This window comes from Nocardioides sp. T2.26MG-1 (assembly GCF_950101795.1).
GTDB lineage: Bacteria > Actinomycetota > Actinomycetes > Propionibacteriales > Nocardioidaceae > Nocardioides.
Map to the genome: position 1 here is coordinate 196,122 of NZ_CATNLZ010000012.1, position 20,708 is coordinate 216,829.

Genomic DNA, 20,708 nt, shown 5'->3' on the forward strand with positions numbered 1-20,708 from the left:
ATCAGCCCTTGACCGAGCCCGCCATGAGCCCGCCGACGAACCAGCGTCCGAGGATGATGTAGACGAGAAGGGTCGGCAGCGAGGCGATCAGGGCCCCGGCCATGCTCGCGGAGTAGTCCTGCAGCTGACCGCTGGCGAGGAAGTTCAGCGAGATCGTGACGGGCCCGTTGCGCGAGTTGGAGAAGAACAGCGCGAACAGGTAGTCGTTCCAGGCCGAGGTGAACTGCCAGATCAGCACGACCACGAACGCCGGGGCCGAGATCGGCAGCACGATCGAGGAGTAGGTGCGCAGCATGCCCGCGCCGTCGACGCGCGCGGCCTCGACCAGGTCGGTCGGGATCGAGGCGTAGTAGTTGCGGAAGATCAGCGTGGTGATCGGGATGCCGTAGACGACGTGCAGCACGATCAGGCTCGGCACGCCACTCGGGACGCCGAGGTCCTGCATCAGCTGCACGAGCGGGATCATCACGGCCTGGTAGGGGATGAACATCCCGAACAGCAGCATCGTGAACACGACGTCCGCGCCCGGGAACCGCCACTTCGAGAGCACGAAGCCGTTCATCGAGCCCAGCATCGCGGAGATGATCGAGGCCGGGATCACCATCGAGAACGTGCGCAGCAGCGCCGGCGAGAGGACCTCCCAGGCCCGGTCCCAGCCGGCGGTCTCCCACGACTGCGGCAGCGACCACGCCCGGCTGGGCGTGGCGTCGCCGAGGCCCTTGAACGAGGTGACGAACAGGACGTACGCCGGGAGCAGCACGACCAGCAGGAAGAAGGTCAGCAGCGCGTAGCGCACGGTGCGCATCGCGACCGAGCCGGTGTGGTCGGCCCGGCGGCCGGACGGCGCGAGGGCGACGTCGGCCGTGGGGAGAGCAGAGGTGCTCATCGGGTCAGCCGCTCCTGCCGGTAGGTGTAGACGAGGTAGGGGATGATCAGGAACGCCACGATCACGAGCAGGATCGTGCCGATCGCGGCGGACCGCGCGTAGTCACCCCGGGTGAACTCCACCCACATCTGGATCGCCGGGACCTGGGTCGTGTAGTTGGTCTGGCCGGCGATCGCCATGATCAGGTCGAAGACCTTCAGCGACATGTGGCCGACGATCACGATGGCCGACAGGGCCACCGGGCTCAGCTGCGGGAAGATCACGTGCCGGTAGAGCTGCCACTCGGTGGCGCCGTCGACCCGGGCGGCCTCGCGGAGCTCGTCGGGGATGCCGCGGAAGCCGGCGAGGAACAGCGCCATCACGTAGCCGGACAGCTGCCAGACCGCCGGCATGGCGATCGCGACCACGCCCCAGTTGGGGTCGGTCCACCACTGGTTCTGCAGGAAGCCGAGCCCGGACTGCTCGAAGAGCCGGTTCAGGCCGCCGGCACGGTCGCCCTCGGCGTTGTTGAGCAGCCAGCGCCACACCACGCCGGAGGCGATGAACGAGACGGCCATCGGGAACAGGTAGACGGCGCGGAAGAAGCCCTCGCCCTTGACGCCCTTCTCCAGCAGCCAGGCCCACACGAAGCCGAGCACCAGCGTGCCGGCCAGGAACGCCCCGGTGTACTTGAGCAGGTTCTTCAGGGAGTAGATGAACGTGTCGTCCTGGAACAGCGTCTTGTAGTTGTCGAACCCGACGTACGCGACGTCACCGCCGATGCGGTGGTGCTGGTCGGTCAACGAGGTGTTGAAGTTGACGCCGATCAGGCCGTAGACGAAGACCCCGATCAGGATCAACGACGGGAGGATCAGCAGGACCGGTGGGCCCCACGCTCGCCATCCTCGATTCACCATGCACTCCTTGTCGGATCGGGGTCGATCGTCTGGTCCGAACCGGTCGGCCCGGCCGCAGGGGCCGGGCCGACCGAGCAGGATCAGCCTGCGTTCTTCTCGGCCGCGGCGGCCAGGTCGTCCTGGAACCCGCCGAGGTCACCGGTGGAGCCGAACTTCGCGACCGCCGAGGTGATGTCGGTCAGCCAGCTGATCGGTGCCGCAGCACCGTGGGCCAGCGAGGACACGATCTCGTCGTTCGCGTACGACTCGATCGCGGTCTGCTGGTAGGGACCGAACCCGGAGGTGTCGGCCTCGGTGTTCGCCGGGATCGAGCCCTTCTTCATGTTGAAGGCAGTCTGACCCTCGGGGCTGGCCACCGTCGACAGCCACGCCTCGGTGGCGGCCGGGTCGGGCGCGCCGACCGGCATCGTGAAGGAGTCGGCCAGGAAGTCGAACACACCGTCGGTGCCGGGCACGGGGTAGGCCAGGTAGTCGGTGTCGAGCTTCTTGCCCTGCTCCTCGAACGCGGCGACGGCCCAGTCACCCATCACGTTGAACGCGGCGTCGCCGTCGATGACCAGCTGCGTGGCGTCCGGCCAGTCGAGCGACTGCCGGTCCTCGTTGGTGAGGTCGAGCAGCGTCTTGTAGTCCTCGAGGGCGGCGGTCACCTCGGACCCGGCCCAGTCGGTCGTCCCGTCCCACAGGCCCGTGTAGCCGTCGGCGCCGAGGTCGGCGAGCAGCACGGTCTCGAACAGGTGGACCTGGGTCCAGTCCGTCGCGATCGACAGCGGGATCTTGCCGGCAGCCTTGATCTTCTGCAGGTCGCTGATCCAGTCGTCGAGCGAGGCGTACGTCGCCTTCGGGTCGACACCGGCGTCCTCCAGAACTGCCGGGTTCGCCCAGACCACGTTGGCCCGGTGGATGTTCGACGGCACCGAGTAGATCTTGCCGTCCATCGTCAGCCGGTCGAGCAGCGTCTGCGGGAAGTAGTCGTTCCAGCCGTTGTCCGCGTACATCTGGGTCAGGTCCTCGATCTGCCCGTTGTTGATGTAGTCGGTGACCTCGGCCCCCGCGTGCGCCTGGAAGGTTCCGGGCGGGTCGTTGGTCTGCAGGCGCGAGGCGAGCACGTTCTTCGCGTCGCTGCCCGCGCCGCCGGCGACCGCGCCGTTGACGAACTTGACGTCCGGGTACTGCTTGTTGAACTCGGCGACCAGCGCGTCGAGACCGGCCTTCTCGCTGCCCTCCGCCCACCAGGTGAAGACCTCGACCTCACCACTGACGGTCCCGCCGTCGGACGAGGTGTCCTTCTTGTCACCGTCGTCGCTCCCCCCGCAGGCAGCCAGGACCACGAGAGCACCGGCCGCCACCATCGCGCTCAACGCGCGTCGCGTGCGATTCATCTTTCCTCCATAGGTCGGTCATGTGATGGTTCGGCGCCTTCGCGAAGTCCGGACGAGGCCGGGCGAAAGTTGCTGAGGAGTCCTGACCGTGGCTCCCTCTCGTCACGCTAGGAGCCCGCATTAGTTCGGGTCAAGGATCAAAGAACCGAAAATATCAAACTGTGACGTTCGGACTCCGAACTAATCTAGTAGCATCTGACCATGGCCCACGGCGGATCGCTCGGTGAGCTGCGTGCAGCGAACCTGGCGCTGGTGATCTCGATCCTCGAGCAGGCCGGGCCGATGTCCCGCGCCGACCTGATGCGCCGCACCGGCCTCTCCCGCTCGACGGTCTCCAGCCTGGTCGTGCAGCTGCTCGAGCACGGCGCCCTGGTCGAGCAGGTCGACCGCGGCACGCCGTACAAGGGCCGCAGCGGTCGGCCACCGATCCTCCTCGAGCTGGCCAGCGTGACCGGGGTCGTCGCAGGCGTCGACGTGGGCCACCGGCACGTCCGGGTGGCCCTGGCCCGCCCCGACTCGACGGTGGTCCAGGAGCGCTCGACAAGCCTCGACGTCGACGACTCCCCCCGGGAGTCGATGGACCGGGTGGCGACCCTGCTCGACGAGCTGCTCGCCGAGAGCGGGCACACGCGAGCGGACGTGCGCGGCGTCGGCCTCGGCATCCCCGGCCCGGTGGACCACGAGGGCCGGATGACCTCCGGGATCCTGCCGACGTGGCGCGGGCTCCGGCCCGCCGACGAGCTGGCCGAGCGGACCGGGCTGACCGCGCGGGTGCACAACGACGCCCATCTCGGCGCCCGCGGCGAGCTCGCGTACGGCGCCGCCCGCGGCCACCGCGACGTGATCTACGTGAAGGCGTCCACCGGCATCGGCGCCGGGCTGATCGTGGACGGCCAGTTGGTCAAGGGCGCCACCGGCATCGCCGGCGAGCTGGGCCATGTGCAGGTCGACGTCAACGGCGTCATGTGCCGCTGCGGGAGCCGCGGCTGCCTGGAGACGGAGGTGTCCGGACCGAAGCTGGTCGGGCTGCTGCAGCCGGCGTACGACGAGCGCCTCACGATCCCGCGCATCCTGGAGCTCGCCGAGTCCGGCGACCCGGGCGCCAACCGCGCCCTCAACGACTCCGGACGCCGGATCGGCCGGGTGCTCGCCAACATCGCCAACCTGCTCAACCCCGAGCAGGTGGTGGTCGGCGGCACGTTCGGCGCGGCGCCCGCGCTGCTCGCCGGCATCCGCGACGCACTCGACCGCTATTCCCAGCCGACCACCGCCGCCGCGATCAGCGTGCTCGGCGGGGCGCTCGGCGAGCGGGCCGAGGTGATGGGCGCGATCGCCGTGGCGCTGGACCCGCCTCGGATGGTTGTCGATCGGTGACAGACTCCAGGGCATGAGCGACATCAAGCGCGCCCTGCTCGTCATCGACGTCCAGAACGACTTCTGCGAGGGCGGCTCGCTGCCGGTCGAGGGCGGCGCCGGGGTCGCCGCCGACATCGCCGAGGTGGTGCACGCATGGGTGGCCGGTGGCCCGGAGGCACCCGGCTACGCCCTCGTGGTCGCGACCAAGGACCACCACATCGACCCGGGCGACCACTGGTCCCACGATCCCGACTACCGGCACTCGTGGCCGGTGCACTGCCGGGTCGGCACCGACGGGGCGTCGTTCCACCCCAACCTCGACCCCCTGCCCTTCGACGCGGTCTTCCTCAAGGGCGAGCACCAGGCGGCGTACTCCGGGTTCGAGGGCCGCACGGTCGACGGGGCCGGCCTCGCCGACTGGCTGCGGGACCGCGGCGTGACCGAGGTCGACGTCTGCGGGATCGCGACCGACTACTGCGTGCGCACCACCGCCCTCGACGCGGTGCGCGACGGGTTCACCACGCGGGTGCTGACCGGCCTGTGCGCCGGGGTCGCCCCGGACACCACCGCCGCGGCGCTCGAGGAGCTGCGGACCGCCGGGGTCACCGTTGCCTGACGCGACGAGCGACCTGGAGGCCGGCGTCGCCGACGGGGTGCTGCGGCTGACGTTCAACCGGCCCGACCTGCTCAACGCGCTCACCGACGTGATGTCCGACGAGCTCGCGGCGGCCGTGGAGGCTGTGGCCGCTCGCGACGACGTCCGGGTGGTCGTGATCGGCGGCGCCGGATCGGCGTTCTGCGCCGGCGCCGACATCTCCGGCGCGGACCCCCACGAGAACTTCGACGTCTCCGCGCTCGACCGGGCCAACCGGATCGTCCGTGCGATCACGTCCTGCCCCACCCCCGTCGTCGCGGCGGTCAACGGCGTCGCCGCCGGCGTCGGCTGCTCGATCGCCCTGGCCGCCGACCTCGTCGTCGCGGGGTCGTCGGCGTCGTTCCTGCTCGCGTTCGCCCGGATCGGGCTGATGCCCGACGGCGGGGCCTCGGCCACCGTCGCCGCGGCGATCGGCCGGGCCCGGGCGATGCGGATGGCGCTGCTCGGCGAGCCGCTCGCCGCCACGGAGGCGTACGCCGCCGGCCTGGTCAGCCACCTGGTCGCGGACGACGAGCTGCCGGCGTACGTCTCCTCGCTCGCCGCGCGGCTCACCGCCGGTCCCCCGCTCGCCCTGGCCGCCACGAAGAAGGCGGTCAACGCCGCCACCCTCCCCCACCTCGACGCCGCCCTCGAGCGCGAGCGCACCGGCCAGGCGGTCCTGCTCCGCACCGCCGACGCCGCCGAGGGGATGCGCGCCTTCTCCGAGCGCCGGCGGCCGGTGTTCCGCGGCGAGTGATCCCGGGCCCCCGCTTGTAACGCCGAGCGTTACAAGCGGAGGGCGGTCAGCTCACCGTGATCGGCTGCCCCCCGGAGACGAGCTTCCAGTCGACGGAGGCGAACTTGGCCGGGTCGATGGTGCCGTGGGCGGTGACCCAGTCGATGAGCAGCTGACGGATCTCGTTCTGCCGGTTGTACACCACGGTCGCGGTGGAGACGGCCGGGAAGCCGCCACCGCCGGACTGGCGGTAGTTGTTGACGGCGAGCACGAACTGGTCGGTGTCCTTGACCTCGGCGCCGTCGTAGGCCAGGTTGAGGATCCGCGACCCGACCTCCTTCGAGATGTCGATGTCGTAGGTGAGCGGGGCGTCGAGCCCGGCGACCGCGTCGTAGTTGTAGTCGGGAGTGCCGTTGGGGGCGGTGGCGGTCACGGCGTTGGTGACCTGGGCCATCGTGAACGGACCCGTCCCGGTGACCTGCTTGTAGTACCGCGCGGAGAACTCCAGGTAGGCCTTCACGTCCGCGCCCGAGACCTGCACACCGAGCAGCGTGTTGTCGTAGATGTAGAGGCCGGCGACATCGCGAACGGAGACCTCCCCGGACGGGAAGGACGCCGACCGGTTGAACGGCGCCGCGATCGACAGCACCGGCAGCGACGCGGCGGCACCGGTCAGCCCAGCCTTCACCGCGTCGGCCTGCACGAAGTTGACGAAGTCGATGATCGGCACGTCCTCGACGACGGCTCGGGCGGCCGACATCGCCGTGGTCGAGGTGCCGACCGGGCTGTTGACGTAGGCCACGACGGTGTCGTGCTGCTCCTGTACGGCGGCGGCCACCGCGGCGTCGGTGTCGACGGTGTTGGAGTTCAGCAGCTGCGAGCCCACCCCGACCAGGTCCCACTTCAGCTTGCCCCACTTGTTGTAGGTCTCGCGCACGACGAAGTCCATCACCGCGAGCCGCATGCCCCAGTAGTACGGCTCGCACAGCAGCACCTGCTGCCCGGTGTGGGCGTTGCGCACGAATCGCTGCGCGATCTCCTTGTGTGCGTGCCCGACGAGGATCGCGTCGATGCCGCGGACGTTCGCGGCCACGAGGGACGCGGCGTTCTCCGGGAACGGCAGCGCGTCGCCGTACGACGAGGAGGTGTCCGCACCGGAGTGGGCAGACACGACCACGATGTCGCAGCCCTTGGCCTTCATCTTCGGCACGAGCTTCCGGGCCTGCTGGACCAGGCCGGGGAACTCCATCTTGCCCTCGACGTTGGCCTTGTCCCAGATCGCGATGCCGGGGTTGGTGAGCCCGAGGACGCCCACGGTGAGCGTGCGGCCGCTGCCGACCTTGAACCTCTTGATGAGGTACGGCGGGAACGCGGGCAGCCCGGTCGCGGGGTCGACCGCGTTGGCGCCGAGGAGCGGGAAGTCCAGCTGGTCCTCGAAGGTGCGCAGGGTGTCGAGCCCGTAGTTGAACTCGTGGTTGCCGAGCGCTGCCGCGTCGTACCCGACGAGGTTCATCGCCCTCGCCATCGGGTGCACGCCGCCCTGGGTGATCGGCGCGATCCGTGCGTAGTAGTAAGCGAGCGGTGTGCCCTGGATCGTATCGCCGGCGTCGAGGGTCAGGATCGGCTCGCCCTTGCGCTCCTGGCGCATCGCCTCGATGAGCGTGGCGACCTTGGCGATGCCGATGTCGTCGTGCGCGCTGTTGTCGAACTCCTTGTTCTTGAAGTAGTCCCAGTTGTAGACGTTGCCGTGCAGGTCGGTCGTGCCGAGCACCGTGAGTCGGACGTGGCGGCCGGGCTTGCGCGGGTTGTACTCGACGGCGGACGACGGGGTGGCGTAGCCGGCCGCCGCGAGCGCGGCACCTCCGGTGACTCCACCTGCGAGGACGGCACGACGCGACGGCATGGGTTGGGACACGATCTCCTCCAGAGATAGATGCGGACGAGAAAAGTCCTACCACTCCGGGGAGTCAGCCGCCCCATTTCCTGGCTAGGGCCTCGATCACGGTCAGGTTGCGGTTCGTCGCGACCCCGAGGTGCCGCTCCACCACGGCGTTGGTGAGCTTGGCCTCGTGGTAGTTCTCGCCGAGCAGGAGGTGCACCGCGCGGCCCGAGACCCGGGCCACCTCACCGGCGGAGGTGAGCGCCTCGACCTTCGCGATCGCGTCCTGCGTCGGCTCCTCCTTGAGCAGCGAGACGTAGTGCCGCCCACCGTGGCCGAAGGACGCGGCGTGCTCGGCGATCTCGCTCAGCTCCTTCGGAGTGAAGACGATCGTGGGGACCTCGAACCCGCGGTCGGCGAGGAACGCCTCCTCGAGCGCGGCCTCGATCCTCGGGCGCGAGCGCAGGGCCGTCGCGAACCGGACGTTGCCGGTGTTGATGTAGGTCTCGACGTCCGTGAAGCCGGCCGCCTCGACCGCAGCCCGGATCGCGTCCTTGGGGAACTTCCGGTTCGCGCCGAGGTTGATCGCGCGGAGGAACCCGACGTACGTCGCCATGGCCGGCATCATGCCCGACGGCGACCAATCAACGCCCCGGCTGCCTCGCGGCGGCCGGGGCGTTGCTCCCTCCCAGAAGGGAGATCGTGGCCCCGAGGCCCTCGCAGAGTACCGGTCCGAGCCACTCGCGCTCGAGACGTATCGTGCCGGTCGGGCTCACAGGTTCCCGCGCAGCTCCTGCTCGCGCTCGATCGCCTCGAACAGCGCCTTGAAGTTGCCCTTGCCGAAGCCGAGCGACCCGTGCCGCTCGATCAGCTCGAAGAACACCGTCGGCCGGTCACCGAGCGGCTTGGTGAAGATCTGCAGCAGGTAGCCGTCCTCATCTCGGTCGACCAGGATCCCGCGCTTCTGGAGCTCCTCGATCGGCACCCGCACGTTGCCGATCCGGGCCCGCAGCTCCGGGTCCTCGTAGTAGGAGTCGGGGGTCGAGAGGAACTCCACGCCGTTCGCCCGTAGGGCGTCGACCGAGCCCAGGATGTCGTTGGTCGCGACGGCGAGGTGCTGGGCGCCGGCACCGCGGTAGAACTCGAGGTACTCGTCGATCTGCGACCGCTTCTTCGCGATCGCCGGCTCGTTGAGCGGGAACTTCACCCGGTGGTTGCCCGACGCGACGACCTTGGACATCAGCGCCGAGTAGTCCGTGGCGATGTCGTCGCCGATGAACTCCGCCATGTTCGTGAAGCCCATGACCCGGTTGTAGAAGTCCACCCACTCGTCCATGTGGCCGAGCTCGACGTTGCCGACGACGTGGTCGAGGGCCTGGAACAGCCGCTTCGGCTGCCCGTCGCGCTTCTTCCAGGTGCTCTCCTTCGCGACGTAGCCCGGCAGGTAGGGGCCGTCGTACCGGCTGCGGTCGACGAGCGTGTGGATGGTCTCGCCGTACGTCGCGATCGCGGCGATCCGGACCGTGCCGTGCTCGTCGGTCACGTCCTCGGGCTCCCGGACCACGGTCGCACCTGCGCTCCGGGCCTGCGCGATGCACCGGTCGACGTCAGGGACCTCGAGGGCGATGTCGCTCACACCGTCACCATGGCGGCGGTGGTGGTCGGCGAGCGGGCTGTCCGGGTCGACGGCACCGTTGACGACGAACTTGATCGAGCCCGAGCGGAGCACGAACGACTTGTGGTCGCGGGTGCCGTTCTCGGGACCGTTGTAGGCGACCAGGTCCATGCCCCACGCGGACTGGTAGTAGTGCGCGGCCTGGGTCGCGTTGCCGACGACGAAGACGATCGCGTCCCAGCCGGTGACCGGGAAGACGTCGCTCTCCGCGTCGTACTCCACGAGTCCGACCAGCTCCTTGAGCTGCTCGAGGGTCAGGTCGGCCTTGAGCTCGTCAGGTGTCAACGTCATGGGCGCAGCGTGGCCAGGGTCACACAGGTTGTGCAAGGCTTGGCTGACAGATTGGACAACTTGCATAGTCGGAGGCGGCCCCATGGACCAGCTCGACCGCAGATTGATCGAGCTCTTCGCCCAGCACCCCCGGGTCGGGGTGCTCGAGGCCTCGCGTCGTCTCGGCGTCGCGCGCGGCACGGTGCAGGCGCGGCTCGACAAGCTCACGGCGTCGGGCGTGATCACCGGCTGGGGGCCCGAGCTCTCCCCCGCCGCACTGGGCTACCCGGTCACGGCCTTCCTCACCCTCGAGATCCGGCAGGCCGCCCGGTCAGGCGGCCACGATGCGGTGGGCGAGCACCTGGCCTCGATCGCCGAGGTCCTCGAGGTGCACACGATCACCGGCGCCGGCGACCTGTTGGCCCGGGTGGTCGCCCGCTCCAACGCCGACCTGCAGCGGGTCATCGACCGGGTGCTCGAGTCGCCGACGATCGTGCGCTCCTCCGCCGTGATCGCGCTGGCCACCCAGGTGCCCTACCGCGTGCTGCCCTTGGCCGGATCCCTCAGGTGACCTCCTGACGGACCGATCTCATCGAGGACGACTGGCGGCGTTCCCCCCGGGCTGCCGGTCGACCAGCCGAGGAGTGAGGACGCCATGTTGAAGAGGATCGTGCACCGTGTCGAGAACCTGCGGATCGGGCTGCGACTCGGTGCCGTGTTCGCGCTGTGCGGGCTGCTGATCGCGGCCGCCTTCGCGCTCGACGTCAAGACCCAGCACGACGCCGCAGCCCTCCAGGACGACCTCGACCACACGCGGCTCGGCCAGCAGATCGGCGACGAGCTGTTGATCGCGATCAACGACATCACCGGCTGGCAGGGGCTCTACATCGCCGACGTCGCCGCGATGGGCGTCCAGAAGGGCTTGTCCGACGACGCCTACAACGTGCAGGGCTTCACCGACTCCCAGCAGGGCATCGAGGAGCTCTTCTCGACGATGGACACCTCGATGCTCACCCCCGAGGAGGACGCGATCATCGTGGAGGCGAAGGGCAACTTCGACCAGTTCTTCGCCGAGGATCTCAAGCTGCGGGAGATGCTGACCAAGCAGGGTCTCGACGCGTTGCCGGCCGTGATGGACAGCATCAACGGCGGCGCCGCGGGCGAGTCGTGGTCGGCGACGTACGACGCCTACGACCGGTTCCACACGATCATCGACAAGCGCGTGCAGACGATGCAGGCCGACCAGGAGCAGCGCCTGGCCGACGGTCAGCGGCTGGTGTACCTCGCGCTGGGGCTCAGCGTCTTGGTCGCGCTCGTGCTGCTGCTGCTGGTGACCCGCTCGGTGGTGCGCCCGGTGCGGCACATGGTCGAGCAGCTGCGCGAGGTCGCCGCCGGCAGGCTCGGCGTGCGCTCCGCCCTGGACCGCGGCGACGAGGTCGGCCAGATGTCCTCCGCGCTCGACGAGGCCCTCGACTCCATCACCGAGTCCCTGCGCCAGATGGGCACCAACGCCGACAACCTCACCGCCGCCTCCGAGCGCCTCACCGCCGTGTCCACCCAGATGTCCGGCACCGCCGCCGACGCCGCCACCCAGACCGACCTCGTCGCCGCAGCCGCCGACCAGGTCTCCCACAACGTCCAGACCGTCGCCGCCGGCACCGAGGAGATGTCCGCCTCCATCCGCGAGATCGCCCACAACGCCACCGACGCCGCCTCCGTCGCCGGACGCGCCGTCGAGGCCGCCGAGTCCACCACCGCCACCGTCGCCAAGCTCGGCGAGTCCTCCACCGAGGTCGGCAACGTCATCAAGGTCATCAACTCCATCGCCGAACAGACCAACCTCCTCGCCCTCAACGCCACCATCGAGGCCGCCCGCGCCGGCGAGGCCGGCAAGGGCTTCGCCGTGGTCGCCAACGAGGTCAAGGAGCTCGCCCAGGAGACCGCCCGCGCCACCGAGGACATCAGCCGCCGCATCGAGGCCATCCAGGCCGACACCGGCGAAGCCGTCGTCGCGATCGGCCACATCTCCGAGATCATCGCCCAGATCAGCGACACCCAGACCACCATCGCCTCCGCCGTCGAGGAACAGACCGCCACCACCAACGAGATGTCCCGCAACGTCACCGAAGCCGCCACCGGCTCCACCGACATCGCCCACACCATCACCGGCGTCGCCCACGCCGCCACCCAGACCACCGAAGCCGCCACCAGCACCAGCCACGCCGCCGAAGAGCTCGCCGGCATGGCCGCCGACATGCAAGCCCTCGTCAACCGCTTCACCTACTGACGACCGCCCGGCGTCAGGGTTCGCGCGGCCGACCGCTCAACTGGGCCCTGGCGCGGCCGATCCTCCCCAAGAAGGAACGGCAGGGGGCGATCCCCACCTGCCTCCACCACGGGAGGACCGAGGAAACCATGTTGAAGAAGCTCGCGCGTCGCGTCGACAACCTTCGGATCGGCGTACGGCTGGGCGCCGTGTTCGCGCTGTGCGGGCTGCTGATCGCGGCCGCCTTCGCGCTGGACCTCAAGGCCCAGCACGACGCGGCGGACCTCGCGGACCAGGTCGAGCAGGCCGAGGCCGGCCAGGAGATCTCCGACCGGCTCCTGATCGCGATCAACGAGATCAGCGGCTGGCAGTCGCTGTACATCAACGACGCGGCCGCCTACGGCGTCGACAAGGGCCTCGCCGAGGACGACTACAACATGCAGGGCTTCACCGACTCCCAGCAGGGCATCACCGACTACTTCGACAACCTCGACGTCTCCATGCTGACCTCGAAGGAGCAGGCGATCATCGCGGAGGCGAAGGGCAACTTCGACCAGTTCTTCGCCGAGGATCTCAAGCTGCGGGAGATGCTGACCAAGCAGGGTCTCGACGCGTTGCCGGCCGTGATGGACAGCATCAACGGCGGTCCGGCCGGCGAGTCGTGGTCGGCGACGTACGACGCCACCGGTCGCTTCCAGGAGCTGATCGACGCCCGGGTGACGAAGATGCAGGACCAGCAGGAGGCCGACCTCGCGGCCGGCAAGCGGCTCGTCTGGATCGCCCTCGGCCTGGCCACCGTGGTCGCGCTCGTGCTGCTGCTGCTGGTGACCCGCTCGGTGGTGCGCCCGGTGCGGCACATGGTCGAGCAGCTGCGCGAGGTCGCCGCCGGCAGGCTCGGCGTGCGCTCCGCCCTGGACCGCGGCGACGAGGTCGGCCAGATGTCCTCCGCGCTCGACGAGGCCCTCGACTCCATCACCGAGTCCCTGCGCCAGATGGGCACCAACGCCGACAACCTCACCGCCGCCTCCGAGCGCCTCACCGCCGTGTCCACCCAGATGTCCGGCACCGCCGCCGACGCCGCCACCCAGACCGACCTCGTCGCCGCAGCCGCCGACCAGGTCTCCCACAACGTCCAGACCGTCGCCGCCGGCACCGAGGAGATGTCCGCCTCCATCCGCGAGATCGCCCACAACGCCACCGACGCCGCCTCCGTCGCCGGACGCGCCGTCGAGGCCGCCGAGTCCACCACCGCCACCGTCGCCAAGCTCGGCGAGTCCTCCACCGAGGTCGGCAACGTCATCAAGGTCATCAACTCCATCGCCGAACAGACCAACCTCCTCGCCCTCAACGCCACCATCGAGGCCGCCCGCGCCGGCGAGGCCGGCAAGGGCTTCGCCGTGGTCGCCAACGAGGTCAAGGAGCTCGCCCAGGAGACCGCCCGCGCCACCGAGGACATCAGCCGCCGCATCGAGGCCATCCAGGCCGACACCGGCGAAGCCGTCGTCGCGATCGGCCACATCTCCGAGATCATCGCCCAGATCAGCGACACCCAGACCACCATCGCCTCCGCCGTCGAGGAACAGACCGCCACCACCAACGAGATGTCCCGCAACGTCACCGAAGCCGCCACCGGCTCCACCGACATCGCCCACACCATCACCGGCGTCGCCCACGCCGCCACCCAGACCACCGAAGCCGCCACCAGCACCAGCCACGCCGCCGAAGAGCTCGCCGGCATGGCCGCCGACATGCAAGCCCTCGTCAACCGCTTCACCTACTGACGACCGCCCGGCCGACCGCCACGGAACGGTCCGCCGGGGCGGTATGGGGGGAGGTCGGGGCCTGGCTCAGGAGAGCCGGGCTGCGACCTCCTCGGCAGCCCGGCACACCAGCGGCGCGATCGTGTCGACGTCGACGTCGCTGCCCAGCGTGACGATGCCGACGCTCGCCTCGAGCCCGTCCACGCCGCGCACGGGAGCCGCGAGCCCACGCGCTCCGGCCTGCAGCTCCCCCACGGTGACCGCGAACGGCGCAGGGTCACCGCGCCGGCCGAGCAGGATGGCCTTACCGGCCGCGCCCTGGGTCAACGGATGCCGCGAGCCCACGCGGTAGCTGACGTGGAAGTCGGTCCAGGACGGCTCGACCACCGCCAGCGCGAGGGCTTCCTCACCGTCTGCCACGGTGAGGTGCGCGGTGCAGCCGACCGCCTCCGCGAGCTCGCGGAGCACGGGTACGGCGAGGTCGCGCAGCACCGGCTGCACGGCGGAGGCCAGGTGCAGCACGCCGAGCCCCACGTGCAGCCGGCCCCGCGGGTCCCGGCGGAGGAGCGCGTGCTGCTCCAGCGTGCTGACCAGCCGGTAGACCACGGTGCGGTTGACCTCGAGCCGGCCCGCGAGCTCGGTGATCGTGAGCCCGTCCGGGGACCCCGCGAGCACGTCGAGGACCCGCAGCCCCCGGTCGAGCGTCTGGGAGGTCTCGGCCGGCACGCCTCCGAGTGTAGGGACGCCGGAGCTAGGAGGTCTTGCGGAGCGCCCACTCCCGGAGCTTGTCGATCCGCGAGTGGAGCTGGTCGGCGGTGGCCACCGCCGCCGCCGGTCCCCCGCACTCCTTGCGCAGGGCCGCGTGCGTGATGCCGTGCGCCTGGCCGGTGCGGTGGTGCCAGGCGGCGACCAGCCCGTTGAGCTCGCGGCGCAGCGTGGCCAGGTGCTCGTGGGTCGAGACCTCGGCGACCGAGTCGCTCTGGTCGGGTGCCGCGGCCTTCTGCTTGCGGGCCCGCTCGCTCTGCCGGGTCTGCAGCAGCTCCCGCACCTGGTGCGGCTCGAGCAGGCCGGGGATGCCGAGGAAGTCCATCTCCTCCTCCGACCCGACGTGCACCTCACCGGAGTGGCCGAACTCGCCGCCGTCGAAGAGCACCCGGTCGAACCTCGCCTCGGAGCCGAGGGCCTCCCACGACGTCTCGAGCTCGGCGGAGGCGGTCTCCCCGGCGTTCGCCTGGGCGAGCAGATCGTTCTCGGCGGCGAAGATGTCGCCCTCGTCGCTGACCCGGCGGCCGAGCACGTGGTCGCGCTCGACCTCCATCTCCGAGGCGAACCCCAGCAGGCTCGGCACGGACGGGAGGAACACCGACGCGGTCTCGCCCCGGCCCCGGGCGCGCACGAAGCGGCCGACGGCCTGGGCGAAGAACAGCGGCGTGGACGTGGTGGTCGCGTAGACGCCGACCGCCAGCCGGGGCACGTCGACGCCCTCGGACACCATCCGCACCGCGACCATCCAGCGCCGGTCGCTGTCGGTGAACTCCGAGATCTTCTTCGACGCGAGCTTCTCGTCGGAGAGCACGACGGTGGCCGGCTCGCCGCTGACCTGCCTGAGCACCTTGGCGTAGGCGCGCGCCGAGTCCTGGTCGGTGGCGATCACCAGGCCGCCGGCGTCGGGGACGTGGCGGCGTACCTCCGTGAGCCGGCTGTCGGCGGCGGCGAGCACCGACGGGATCCAGGATCCGCTCGGGTCGAGCGCGGTGCGCAGCGCCTGCGCCGTGAGGTCCTTGGTCAGCGGCTCGCCCAGCCGGGCCGCGATCTCGTCACCGGCGCGCGTGCGCCACTGCATCTCTCCGGAGTAGGCCATGAACAGCACCGGGCGGACGACGTGGTCGGCGAGCGCGTGCGCGTAGCCGTAGGTGAAGTCGGCCACCGACCGCGGGACCCCGTCGGGTCCGGGTGCGTAGGTGACGAACGGGATCGGGTTCACGTCGGAGCGGAACGGCGTGCCGGTCAGCGCCAGCCGCCGAGCGGCAGGCTCGAACGCCTCCCGGACCCCCTCACCCCAGCTCAGCGCGTCGCCGGCGTGGTGCACCTCGTCGAGGATCACCAGGGTCTTGAACCGCTCGGTGCGGATCCGCATCGCGAGCGGGTTGACCGCCACGCCGGCGTAGGTCACGGCGATGCCGACGAAGTCCTGCGAGGTCTTGCCCTTGCCCGCGGCGTACGTCGGGTCGATCGGGATCCCCGCCCGGGCCGCGGCCTCGGCCCACTGGAGCTTGAGGTGCTCGGTCGGGGCGACGACCGTGATCCGGTCGACCATCCGCCGCCCGAGCAGCTCGGCCGCGACCGAGAGCGCGAAGGTCGTCTTGCCGGCCCCGGGCGTGGCGACCGCGAGGAAGTCGCGTGGCAGCTCGGCGAAGTACTGACGCATCGCCGCGGACTGCCACGCACGCAGCGACGGCGCCGTCCCCCATGCGGCGCGCTCCGGCCAGGCCGGAGTCAGCGCGAGCTGGGGGTCGGCCTCGGGCCGACCCGTCACGCGTTCTTGCCCGACTCGTCGCGGAGCGACTCCCAGACCTCTTTGCACTCCGGGCAGACCGGGAACTTCTCCGGAGCCCGGCTGGGCACCCACACCTTGCCGCACAACGCGACGACCGGGGTCCCCATCACCATGGCCTCGGTGAGCTTGTCCTTGTCGACGAAGTGGGAGAACCGCTCGTGGTCACCTTCGTCGGTCGGGACGGTACGCCGGTCCTCGCGGACATCGGTGTCTGTCGAAAAGCCGATGGTGGTCACGGCCCCCACTGTAATCGAGCCGGCGGACAGCCCGGCCCCTCCTCCGCGGCGGACGGCTGCGGGGATCGGCTGCCAGCAGCCGAAACCCTCCGCCTCCCCCGTGCGAAAGCTAGTTGAGGTCGGGGTCGAAGGGCCGCGTGGAGTTCCAGGCCATCTCCCCGGGCTGGCGCCGCAGCACGTCGCGCCACAGCTCGGCGCTGTCGGGCCGGAAGACGTCACCGGGCTCACCGGGCACGACGTACCAGCTGCCCTCCTCGATCTCGCCGCGCAGCTGGTCGGCGCCCCAGCCGGCGTAGCCGGCGAAGATGCGCAGCCGGTGGAGACCACCGCGCAGCAGCTCGATCGGTGCGTCGAGGTCGACCAGGCCGAGCATCCCGTCGACGACGCGGAAGCCGACCGGGACGTCGTCCGGGCGGGCCAGGGTGGCGACCGCGAGCGCGCCCTGCAGGCCGACCGGGCCGCCCTGGAACAGCACCTCCGGCTCGGTGACGACCTCGCCCCAGCCCTCGAGGACCTCGTCGACGGGGACCGCCGAGGGCCGGTTGAGCACGACCCCGAGGGCCCCCTGCTCGTCGACGTCGAGCAGCAGCACCACGGTGTCGGCGAAGTTCGGGTCGAGCAGGGCAGGGGTCGCCACCAGCAGCATCCCGGCCCGCGCCTCGGTCATGCCCCCATCATCACCCACGGGCCCCGACGGCGCCTGGATGGGCGCGGGCAGACGACAGCCCCGGCCCGGCGCTGGGAGTTCGCGGCTGGGAGGGTCCGCTGGGAGGGAGGGCGCGCCGGGTCGGGGCTGTCGGTCCGGGTGGGCTCAGGCGGCCAGCGCCGCCTTGAGCCGGGCGAGCAGCCGCGGGTGCGCGGCGCGGCGCGAGGTGGGCTGCGGACGGACCGGGCGGTACGTCGCCCGCGCCTGGGCCTCGATCGCGGCGCCGACCCGGGCGGCGGCCTGGTCGGGGGCGCTGACCCGGCCGGCCATCATCGCCAGCATGATCCGCTCCTTGGTGGCCGACTTGGTCATCGCGTCGGCCATCGCCGCGTCCTGCGGCTCGGCGCGGTAGTGGTCGACGATCGCGAGCACGCCGGGCAGCTCGTCGGCGGTCGCGTGCCAGGCGGCGACGACGGCGCCTTCGAGGTCCATGGGCTGCTGCATGAGCTCGCGGTCGATCCGGCCCGCGAGCCGGGTGTGCCAGCGCAGCTGGAGGGCCCCGAGGAGCGTCAGCTCGTCACCGAAGGTCTCGGCGACGCCGTCGACGTCCAGCGGGAGGAGGCCGTCGCGGCGGCCGTTGGCGGTGGTGATGACGTCGCGGAGGATCTCACCGCGAGAGTGGAAGGACTTCCAGGTCATGGTCTGCTCCTTCGAGGGGGCACGGCACATACCGTAAGTACGTACCCACGGTACGTAACCGTACCGACGGTACGCAATCCGCCTCGCGGTGACGGTGGTCACCCGTACCGGCAGTACGCATTAGGCTCCCGTCACTATGAGCAAGTCCTCGGTCTCCAAGCTCGTGCCGCGGGTGCCCGGCGTGGCCGTGCCCGGGGCCAGCCGCCGCCAGCAGTACTCCGCCTCCACCAAGCGGGCACTGGTCGACGTCGCCGAGGAGCTCTTCACCGAGAACGGCTACGCCGCGACCTCGCTGGACGCGATCGTGGCGGGCGCGCGGGTCACCAAGGGCGCGCTCTACCACCACTACAGCGGCAAGCAGGCGCTGTTCGAGGCGGTCTTCGAGCGCGTGGAGAGCGACGCCGCCCGGGCCATCCAGAAGGCTCTCAAGGGCCACCGCGACCCGTGGGAGAAGGCCCAGGCCGGGCTCCGGGCGTTCCTCGAGGTCGTGCGGGAGGCCCGCTACCGCCGGATCGTGATCCAGGAGGGCCCCTCGGTGCTCGGCTACGAGCGCTACCGCGAGCAGGAGGAGCGCTCGACGTTCGCCAACGTGCTCGAGATCGTCCAGTCGGTGCTGGCCGCCGGCAAGTGGGAGCTCGACGAGGCGCTGCAGCAGACGTTCGCGCGGATCTTCTTCGGGGCGATGTCCTCGGCCGGCGAGTCGGTCTCGAGCGCCCCCGACCCGATCGAGGCCGCGGCGAACGTCGAGACCGCCATCGGCTTCATCCTCGCCGGCTTCCAGGCTCTGGCTGAGAGCGGCGTGGAGCTGCCCTCGGGCGAGGTCATCGACACCGTCGACTGACGGCCGCCCGGGCTACTTCTTGGCGAAGGTGACGTCGCCGTTCGCGGCCGGCACCAGCTCGATCCAGGTGTGACCGGCCGGGACCTTCAGCTCCCCCGCCTTGGTCGACAGCGAGATCGCGGAGTCCAGCCCCGTCTTCTTCCAGGTCCCGCGGACCAACCGGCCGCCGTGGAAGATCATCGCCTCGCCCTTGCCCTCGAGCTTCGTCTCCGGCACCGGGTTGCCGGCCGGGTCGAGGTAGCCGGCGTCGCCGACGGTCACCCGGAGCACCAGCACCGTGTCGGCCGGGAACTGGTCGTCGTCGGCGGCATAGCTGTTCTCGTTGACGTAGCCCTTGCCGTCGTACGTCCAGTTCGTCGTGTGACCGCCGCCGAAGACCGCGGCGATCGACTTCGCCGGCTGTCCCTTCGGGAAGTCCTCCTCGGCACCCCACGGCAGGTAGTCGTCGGGACGGGCCGCGTCGACCTTCGCCTCGGCCGCGACCTCGGTGAGGTGGGCGAACAGGTTGTACGGCGCACGCCGCGAGCTGTCGCGCTCGAAGCCCTTCGCGCCCTCCTGGAAGAACTGGATCCCGGCCTTCTTGATCCGGGCGATGGTCTGGCCGGCGGCGCCGCTGGTGACCATCGTGCCGTCGACCGGCGAGACGATGCCGATGTCGCTGGCGCGCATCGAGCGCACCGGCCCCACCAGCTCGGGGATCTGGGAGTAGTAGAACGCCGCGAGCCGGGTCAGACCGCCCTCGACGAGCTCCTCGACCACGAGGTCGGCCGAGCCGAGGCCGACCTGCGGCGCGCTCGCGTAGGTGTTGTCCATCTTGGTGACCAGCACCGGGTGGTCCTGCTCGACCTCGTCGTCGCCGGTCACCGGCAGCCCGGTCAGCGGCCAGTTCGCGGCCACCTCGTCGGCGCCCTCGACGTCCTGCGACGCGGGCGTCTTGTCGTCGCCGGGGTCGTCACCTCCGCCGCAGCCGGCGAGCACGAGGCTCGCCGTCACGAGCAGGGCGGCCAGGGGCGCCAGGGAGGGAGTGCGGGTCAGGGTGGCACGGCGCACGGGGACGCTCCGTTTCAAACTCGTGTGAACTGGTCGACTTCAAGTGTGCAGCCGCGGCCTCGCCAGGTGGGGAGGCGCGCCACGGGTGGTCCGCTCGGCTACCCGAGCTTGGCGCCGCCGTCGACGTACAGCGTCTGGCCGGTGATGTACGACGCCTCGTCGCTGCACAGGAACGCCGCGGCGGCCGCGATGTCCTCGGGGTAGCCGACGCGCCGCACCGGGTTGGCCTCGGCGTTGAGCTTGCGGAACTCCTCGACGTCCATCTTCAGGCGCGCCGCGGTCGCGTCGGTCATCTCGGTCGCGATGAATCCGGGGGCGATCGCGTTGGCGTTGATGCCGAACGGGCCCAGCTCGATGCCGAGCGTCCGGGTGAAGCCCTGGATGCCCATCTTGGCCGCGGAGTAGTTGGCCTGTCCGCGGTTGCCCAGGGCGGAGACGCTGGAGAGGTTGAGGATCTTGCCGTACTTCTGGGCCACGAAGTGCTTCTGGGCGGCGCGGGTCATGAGGAACGCGCCGCGCAGGTGGACGTTGATGACCAGGTCCCAGTCCTCGTCGGTCATCTTGAACAGCAGGTTGTCGCGGGTGATGCCGGCGTTGTTGACCAGCACGTGGATGCCGCCGAGCTCGGCGACGACGCGCTCGACGGCGGCCTCCGCGGCGGCGCTGTCGCTGACGTCGCAGCCGATGCCGACCGCCTTCGCTCCGCCGGTGACCGGCAGCTTCGCGGCGGACTCGGCGGCCGAGGCCTCGTCGAGGTCGAGGACGGCGACCGAGGCGCCCTCCTCGGCGAACCGGGTGGCGGTCCCGAACCCGATGCCGCGCGCGGCTCCGGTGACGACGACGACACGTCCGTCAAAACGGCCCATGGGTGTGACTCCTCGTGGTCCGGCGGGCCCGGCGGTCGGACCCGTCGCCACCACACACTAGGTCACCCCGAACCGG

General features: G+C 70.6%; 20 protein-coding genes. 7 read left to right on the forward strand and 13 right to left on the reverse strand.

All coding sequences use genetic code 11. The features are described 5' to 3' along the window. Nucleotide 1: 1 nt before the first annotated feature. The 3 genes from QQZ14_RS10690 to QQZ14_RS10700 all read right to left on the reverse strand — a co-directional run bounded on the left by QQZ14_RS10690 (nucleotide 2) and on the right by QQZ14_RS10700 (nucleotide 3,161). Entirely contained in the window at nucleotides 2–886 is an 885-nt protein-coding gene (locus tag QQZ14_RS10690) for a carbohydrate ABC transporter permease (protein WP_284534253.1), read from the reverse strand. Beyond that, nucleotides 883–1,782, reverse strand: a complete 900-nt coding sequence (locus tag QQZ14_RS10695) for a carbohydrate ABC transporter permease (RefSeq protein WP_284534254.1) — start codon at nucleotides 1,780–1,782, stop codon at nucleotides 883–885. Before QQZ14_RS10695 ends, QQZ14_RS10690 begins: the two co-directional genes overlap by 4 nt. A gap of 80 nt (nucleotides 1,783–1,862) precedes the next feature. Then, complete coding sequence (locus tag QQZ14_RS10700) at nucleotides 1,863–3,161, reverse strand: ABC transporter substrate-binding protein (RefSeq protein ID WP_284534255.1); 1,299 nt, start codon at nucleotides 3,159–3,161, stop codon at nucleotides 1,863–1,865. 201 nt (nucleotides 3,162–3,362) lie between these two features. Between QQZ14_RS10700 and QQZ14_RS10705 the strand changes: the two genes are divergently transcribed. Genes QQZ14_RS10705 through QQZ14_RS10715 form a run of 3 tightly spaced genes read left to right on the forward strand, consistent with a single transcriptional unit; the run spans nucleotide 3,363 to nucleotide 5,908 of the window. Continuing rightward, nucleotides 3,363–4,535 carry an ROK family transcriptional regulator gene (locus QQZ14_RS10705; protein WP_284534256.1) on the forward strand — a complete coding sequence of 391 codons (1,173 nt, stop codon included), beginning with the start codon at nucleotides 3,363–3,365 and terminating at the stop codon, nucleotides 4,533–4,535. 13 nt (nucleotides 4,536–4,548) lie between these two features. Further along, nucleotides 4,549–5,133 (forward strand): isochorismatase family protein, encoded by a 585-nt coding sequence (locus QQZ14_RS10710; protein ID WP_284534257.1) that lies wholly within the window; start codon nucleotides 4,549–4,551, stop codon nucleotides 5,131–5,133. Further along, nucleotides 5,126–5,908: an enoyl-CoA hydratase-related protein gene (locus QQZ14_RS10715; protein WP_284534258.1), complete on the forward strand. Its 783-nt coding sequence runs from the start codon at nucleotides 5,126–5,128 to the stop codon at nucleotides 5,906–5,908. The genes QQZ14_RS10710 and QQZ14_RS10715 overlap by 8 nt, the downstream gene beginning before the upstream one ends. Nucleotides 5,909–5,954: 46 nt before the next feature. On the opposite strand, the gene QQZ14_RS10720 is transcribed toward QQZ14_RS10715, so the two are convergent. From QQZ14_RS10720 to hppD, 3 genes are all read right to left on the reverse strand, one after another. Further along, nucleotides 5,955–7,802 (reverse strand): bifunctional metallophosphatase/5'-nucleotidase, encoded by a 1,848-nt coding sequence (locus QQZ14_RS10720; protein WP_284534259.1) that lies wholly within the window; start codon nucleotides 7,800–7,802, stop codon nucleotides 5,955–5,957. A gap of 52 nt (nucleotides 7,803–7,854) precedes the next feature. Beyond that, nucleotides 7,855–8,382 carry a DUF1697 domain-containing protein gene (locus tag QQZ14_RS10725; RefSeq protein ID WP_284534260.1) on the reverse strand — a complete coding sequence of 176 codons (528 nt, stop codon included), beginning with the start codon at nucleotides 8,380–8,382 and terminating at the stop codon, nucleotides 7,855–7,857. Nucleotides 8,383–8,538: 156 nt separating this feature from the next. Continuing rightward, on the reverse strand, nucleotides 8,539–9,732 hold the full coding sequence (gene hppD / locus QQZ14_RS10730; protein ID WP_284534261.1) for a 4-hydroxyphenylpyruvate dioxygenase: 1,194 nt from the start codon (nucleotides 9,730–9,732) through the stop codon (nucleotides 8,539–8,541). An 82-nt stretch (nucleotides 9,733–9,814) separates the two neighbouring features. On the opposite strand from hppD, the gene QQZ14_RS10735 reads away from it, so the two are divergent. From QQZ14_RS10735 to QQZ14_RS10745, 3 genes are all read left to right on the forward strand, one after another. Next, nucleotides 9,815–10,282 (forward strand): Lrp/AsnC family transcriptional regulator, encoded by a 468-nt coding sequence (locus QQZ14_RS10735; protein ID WP_284534262.1) that lies wholly within the window; start codon nucleotides 9,815–9,817, stop codon nucleotides 10,280–10,282. Nucleotides 10,283–10,366: 84 nt separating this feature from the next. Continuing rightward, complete coding sequence (locus QQZ14_RS10740; protein ID WP_284534263.1) at nucleotides 10,367–11,998, forward strand: methyl-accepting chemotaxis protein; 1,632 nt, start codon at nucleotides 10,367–10,369, stop codon at nucleotides 11,996–11,998. Between the two features lie 128 nt (nucleotides 11,999–12,126). Next, the gene (locus tag QQZ14_RS10745; protein ID WP_284534264.1) at nucleotides 12,127–13,758 is read left to right on the forward strand and encodes a methyl-accepting chemotaxis protein; all 1,632 of its coding nucleotides are present in this window, start codon (nucleotides 12,127–12,129) and stop codon (nucleotides 13,756–13,758) included. A gap of 66 nt (nucleotides 13,759–13,824) precedes the next feature. Here the strand turns inward: QQZ14_RS10745 and QQZ14_RS10750 are convergent, their stop codons facing one another. The 5 genes from QQZ14_RS10750 to QQZ14_RS10770 all read right to left on the reverse strand — a co-directional run bounded on the left by QQZ14_RS10750 (nucleotide 13,825) and on the right by QQZ14_RS10770 (nucleotide 17,875). Beyond that, nucleotides 13,825–14,463, reverse strand: coding sequence for an IclR family transcriptional regulator (locus tag QQZ14_RS10750; RefSeq protein ID WP_284534265.1), 639 nt, complete (start codon nucleotides 14,461–14,463; stop codon nucleotides 13,825–13,827). Nucleotides 14,464–14,488: 25 nt separating this feature from the next. Next, nucleotides 14,489–16,273: a DEAD/DEAH box helicase gene (locus tag QQZ14_RS10755; RefSeq protein WP_284534266.1), complete on the reverse strand. Its 1,785-nt coding sequence runs from the start codon at nucleotides 16,271–16,273 to the stop codon at nucleotides 14,489–14,491. Further along, entirely contained in the window at nucleotides 16,270–16,521 is a 252-nt protein-coding gene (locus tag QQZ14_RS10760; protein ID WP_284534556.1) for a DUF3039 domain-containing protein, read from the reverse strand. The genes QQZ14_RS10755 and QQZ14_RS10760 overlap by 4 nt, the downstream gene beginning before the upstream one ends. A gap of 118 nt (nucleotides 16,522–16,639) precedes the next feature. Beyond that, entirely contained in the window at nucleotides 16,640–17,197 is a 558-nt protein-coding gene (locus tag QQZ14_RS10765; RefSeq protein ID WP_284534267.1) for a YqgE/AlgH family protein, read from the reverse strand. A 144-nt stretch (nucleotides 17,198–17,341) separates the two neighbouring features. Further along, entirely contained in the window at nucleotides 17,342–17,875 is a 534-nt protein-coding gene (locus QQZ14_RS10770; protein WP_284534269.1) for a hypothetical protein, read from the reverse strand. Nucleotides 17,876–18,011: 136 nt separating this feature from the next. Between QQZ14_RS10770 and QQZ14_RS10775 the strand changes: the two genes are divergently transcribed. Continuing rightward, nucleotides 18,012–18,716: a TetR/AcrR family transcriptional regulator gene (locus QQZ14_RS10775; protein ID WP_284534270.1), complete on the forward strand. Its 705-nt coding sequence runs from the start codon at nucleotides 18,012–18,014 to the stop codon at nucleotides 18,714–18,716. A 12-nt stretch (nucleotides 18,717–18,728) separates the two neighbouring features. Here QQZ14_RS10775 and QQZ14_RS10780 read toward each other — a convergent pair whose 3' ends face one another. Next, on the reverse strand, nucleotides 18,729–19,766 hold the full coding sequence (locus QQZ14_RS10780) for a DUF3048 domain-containing protein (protein ID WP_284534271.1): 1,038 nt from the start codon (nucleotides 19,764–19,766) through the stop codon (nucleotides 18,729–18,731). 98 nt (nucleotides 19,767–19,864) lie between these two features. After that, entirely contained in the window at nucleotides 19,865–20,632 is a 768-nt protein-coding gene (locus QQZ14_RS10785) for an SDR family NAD(P)-dependent oxidoreductase (RefSeq protein ID WP_284534272.1), read from the reverse strand. Nucleotides 20,633–20,708 lie beyond the last annotated feature (76 nt).